The organism is Vibrio sp. D173a, assembly GCF_030248475.1.
In genome coordinates this window covers 1-4458 of record NZ_JAHGAH010000297.1, presented here as the reverse complement: position 1 = coordinate 4458, position 4458 = coordinate 1, and the positions used below count along the sequence as shown (strand labels likewise).

At 43.9% G+C, this 4458-nt stretch carries 6 protein-coding genes; 4 read left to right on the top strand and 2 right to left on the bottom strand.

Annotated features, from left to right (window positions below; genetic code table 11):
- Window positions 1–33 precede the first annotated feature (33 nt).
- The 4 genes from KIV40_RS24520 to KIV40_RS24505 all read left to right on the top strand — a co-directional run bounded on the left by KIV40_RS24520 (window position 34) and on the right by KIV40_RS24505 (window position 3391).
- Window positions 34–408 (top strand): hypothetical protein, encoded by a 375-nt coding sequence (locus KIV40_RS24520; RefSeq protein ID WP_285351790.1) that lies wholly within the window; start codon window positions 34–36, stop codon window positions 406–408.
- Window positions 409–555: 147 nt separating this feature from the next.
- Window positions 556–933, top strand: a complete 378-nt coding sequence (locus KIV40_RS24515; protein ID WP_285351788.1) for a hypothetical protein — start codon at window positions 556–558, stop codon at window positions 931–933.
- 424 nt (window positions 934–1357) lie between these two features.
- Window positions 1358–2332, top strand: coding sequence for a DUF1852 domain-containing protein (locus KIV40_RS24510; RefSeq protein ID WP_012128378.1), 975 nt, complete (start codon window positions 1358–1360; stop codon window positions 2330–2332).
- A gap of 30 nt (window positions 2333–2362) precedes the next feature.
- Window positions 2363–3391 carry a methionine synthase gene (locus tag KIV40_RS24505; RefSeq protein WP_041853311.1) on the top strand — a complete coding sequence of 343 codons (1029 nt, stop codon included), beginning with the start codon at window positions 2363–2365 and terminating at the stop codon, window positions 3389–3391.
- A 106-nt stretch (window positions 3392–3497) separates the two neighbouring features.
- Here KIV40_RS24505 and KIV40_RS24500 read toward each other — a convergent pair whose 3' ends face one another.
- Both KIV40_RS24500 and KIV40_RS24495 read right to left on the bottom strand, forming a co-directional pair.
- A complete protein-coding gene (locus KIV40_RS24500) occupies window positions 3498–4001 on the bottom strand; it encodes an ankyrin repeat domain-containing protein (protein WP_285351786.1) in 504 nt (167 codons plus the stop codon).
- Between the two features lie 2 nt (window positions 4002–4003).
- Window positions 4004–4458: hypothetical protein (locus KIV40_RS24495; RefSeq protein WP_285351784.1), on the bottom strand; the 455-nt coding region annotated here is incomplete at its 5' end.

Sequence of the window (4458 nt, the reverse complement as noted above, 5' to 3'; positions counted from 1 at the left end):
AATCCATGTCATTCGTTATAGCTCAGGGGTAACATGAAGTATAAGTTAATTAAATCAATGGCTCACAATTTCACTCACTCATTTGTTGGTGGGTGCAACTATTTTGATGACGCATTTATATTTGAAGATTTATATACTTTAGCTCGCCTGAACAAAGGTAATCCAGTTCAGATTTCTTGGGTTCCAGCTCGTACTGAGGAGTTGTTTAGGCTTACTCCGAGAATTAGAAAATCAATAGGTTACTACCGAGAATGGCTTCCGAAACATGCGGCTAGTCACAATGTTTCTTTAGATTGCCTCAAAGAGTTTTATCTTCAAGTCTACATGGCTAAAAATCACCAGGTATATGTTAAAGCCATTACAATTGATGACCGGGGTAAGAGAGTTGAGCAATACGTTTACGCTTGAGCTATAACAATTTAAGAGTGATTCAGCACGCTTGGCATTTTTGGTTTGAGTTAAGTCGAGTGATTACGGTGGTCTATTGAGTGTCGTGGTCGCGTGCTTCACACCTTAATTGGGCGTTGATATGCGACCCAGAAATAGGAGTTTCGAGTGGAAGAAATAATTGATCAGTTAGTTGCTCAGGGCTATGAAGTATCTGGTAGCAATTCAAGTATTCGAGTGAAGATGGGGGCATTAACGGGTAAGGCGATTATTCGTAAAAGTGCCTATTCAAATACTTTTGTGGTGTCTACTCATACTTGGACTCAGCTTATCGCTTTGACGCTGGTGCTTTTTTCAATTCTATCGTCGCTTTTTAGTCAGTGGGGACAGCCAGAGTTAAGTGGCGCAATGTGGTTTAGTTTTTCGATCGGCATTCCTGTAGTGATAATGGGTTTTGTATCCGCAATTATTGCTGAAATTCATTTGCAGCCCGTCCGCCAGATCGTAAGAATGGCAAATTCAAAGCTATCATCACCAGTCGCATAACAAGTGTTTAAGGTTTTAAGATACTTTATCTAATCTCAGATAAGCACGTTAGAGCCATTAATCTAACGCGTTTATGTCCAACTTTGAGTTAGTACACTCAAAACCAACGATCTCTCCATCTACAAGTTTGAAGCGCAGCAATTGCTGCGTTTCACTATATTTGTCTCAAACATCCCCAAAAACTCAAACCATGAAATTCCTTCATGTTCAACGTGAAGTATTACCAATGTTATTCAAGTAACGAAGCAAGTATAAAAAACAGACTGCTCTGGTGTTAGGCACTGTGACAGCTGTTTTTGAACTGAATTTTCGAAGTAAACGCTGCACACACTGACGATTGGGAAAATCAAAAAACACAACCATCCCCAAAGCAGAGTTAGGAATCAGTCAGTGTTTATCTAAGGAAATAGGATACCAACTCACCATGAATAACGATTTTAATTTTGCTATCAAGAGCATCCGTTTTGATGAGAACTACCAACCATCAGACAGCACGCGCATCACGACCAACTTTGCCAACCTAGCTCGTGGTGACAGCCGCCAGAATAACCTTCGCAATGCACTGCGTATGATCGACAATCGTTTTAACGCCTTGGCACATTGGGATAACCCGAATGGCGATCGTTACAGTGTCGAGTTGGAAATCATCTCTGTGGATATGGACATCCAAGGCAGTGGTGAAGCGTTCCCTTCTATCGAAGTGCTTAAAACCAACATTGTTGACCGCAAAACCAATGAACGCATCGAAGGCATTGTGGGTAACAACTTCTCTTCTTATGTGCGCGATTACGACTTTAGCGTTCTGCTGTTAGACCACAACAAAGACCAGCCTCAATTTAGTATTCCTGCTGATTTTGGTGAGCTACACGGCAAGCTGTTTAAAGCGTTTGTGAAGTCAGAATCGTACCAACAACATTTCCAAAAGCCGCCAGTGATTTGCTTGAGCGTATCGGACAACAAGGTTTACCGCCGTACTGACAACCAGCATCCAGTGTTGGGTTTTGAATACCAGCCAAACGAATCGTCATTGACCGAACAGTACTTCAAAAAGATGGGCCTACAGGTGCGCTACTTTATGCCGCCAAACAGTGTTGCTCCGTTGGCGTTCTACTTCTTCGGTGACCTGTTGAATGACTATTCGAACCTAGAGCTGATCAGTACCATCAGCACTATGGAGACGTTCCAAAAGATTTATCGCCCAGAGATTTACAACGCGAACGCGGTAGCCGGCCAGTGTTACCAACCGAACTTGAAGAATCTCGATCACTCGTTAACCCAAATCGTTTATGACCGCGAAGAGCGCAGCCAGCTTGCGAAAGAGCAAGGGAAGTTTGCTGAGGAGCACTTCATCAAGCCTTATCAAGCGATCCTTGAGCAATGGTCTGCAAATTACGCGTAATCGAAAACGAGAATCTAGAAGGGAATAACGATGAAAACACTATTACCGACTTCAACGGCGGGCAGCTTACCTAAGCCTTCTTGGCTGGCTCAACCAGAGACGCTTTGGTCACCTTGGAAACTGCAAGGCGACGAACTGATTGATGGCAAACGCGATGCGCTGCGAGTCTCTTTACAGGAGCAAGAACTGGCAGGGGTCGATATTGTCAGTGACGGTGAACAAACTCGCCAACACTTTGTGACGACCTTTATTGAACACCTTAGTGGCGTAGACTTCGAGAACCGCAAAACCGTGACCATTCGTAATCGTTATGACGCGAGTGTACCGACGGTTGTTGGCCCAGTTAGCCGAACCAAACCTGTATTTGTGGAAGATGCGAAGTTCTTACGTCAGCAAACCAAACAACCGATCAAGTGGGCGCTACCGGGACCAATGACGATGATCGATACACTGTATGATGATCACTACGGTAGCCGTGAAAAACTGGCTTGGGAATTCGCAAAGATCCTTAACCAAGAGGCGAAAGAACTTGAAGCGGCGGGCGTTGATATTATCCAATTTGATGAGCCCGCATTTAATGTGTTCTTTGATGATGTGAACGAGTGGGGCATAGCTTGCTTAGAACGAGCCATCGAAGGGCTAAAGTGCGAAACCGCAGTACATATCTGCTATGGCTACGGCATCAAAGCCAACACGGATTGGAAGAAAACGCTGGGCTCTGAGTGGCGACAGTACGAAGAGGTATTCCCGAAGTTGCAGAAATCCAATATCGATATCATCTCGCTTGAGTGTCATAACTCGCGTGTGCCTATCGAACTATTAGAACTTATCCGCGGCAAAAAAGTGATGGTTGGTGCAATTGATGTGGCAACCAACGAGATTGAAACACCAGAAGAGGTTGCGGAAACCCTGCGTGAAGCACTTAAGTACGTCGACGCCGACAAACTTTACCCATGCACTAACTGCGGCATGGCGCCTCTCTCTCGTGAAGTTTCAACGGCAAAGCTTAATGCTCTCAGCGCAGGAGCAGAGATCATTCGAAAAGAGTTGGCGGGTTGAGTCTTTAGCAATACTCGATACTCAGTTATCAACCCCTAGATAAACAAAACCAAGAGCTCGGCTCTTGGTTTTTCTGTTTACGAACGATGATTAATGCCAAGCTTCTCTAAATCATTCTTTGAATAAACTCCAACATGTTGGCTCTTGCTGGTGTCGGGTTTTGCTTAAGTAGCCTGTCCGTGAAGTCATACAAGCTTTCGCTAGTTTGCGAGCTTAGAGCTTCAACGCTTGCTCCATGATCAATGAGGTATAGAAACGACTCATAATCGTCAGATAAAACGGCACTGTGTAAAGGTGGAAGAGAAAGTCCGTCTAGGGTGTTGATGCTGTTGATATCTGCCCCTTGTTGTAACAGCACATTGGCGACTTTGAACTTATTCTCATGATCTGAGTTCAATATCGTCATAATACCAAGCTCAGAGTTGATTGAATCAATATAGCTTTCACTCAGATTGAAGGTCTCGATATAGGTTAAGCAGGCGCTGTCATTGAAGAGGACAATATTGCTACCTAAAGCACAGAGCACAAGTCTTTCATCATCAACTGAGCTCGCGAAGACGGTAACCGTGGCAGCGAAGGCAACCAAAATTGCAGTTAACTTTTTTAGCATAGTTACGCCCAGAGTTTGAGTTTTGTGTTTTGGGGAATGATGTACTCAGGTGTTTTAAGCGGCAGCTCTGAGTTTTTTGCCAGACCATTGATAAACATATCTAACCTTGTTTTAAACTTTAAGCTCAATGCTTTAACGACAAGTTCGTATACTTTTATCTTTCTCAAATCTGACTTGGTAGCGTGTTGGAAGTAATGAGAAGCGAACCCTTTTCCAGCCTTTAACAACACATCTTTTATTGGCGCCGTCGGGTTTACCGTACTTTCCCATAGGCTCTGAATAAAGCCAATTTTGAAGGAAGCGTCTATCGCTTCTAGCAGTAATGCTTGAGCAAAGCCTCTTACCTCATCAGTGACTATCATTTCATCAATCTGAGCTTTTGGTGTGCCAGAGAAAATGAACTTTAATATCTCCTTCGTCTCTTTCTCGTTGAAGAGCAGAGAAGTGGCCCCCAATT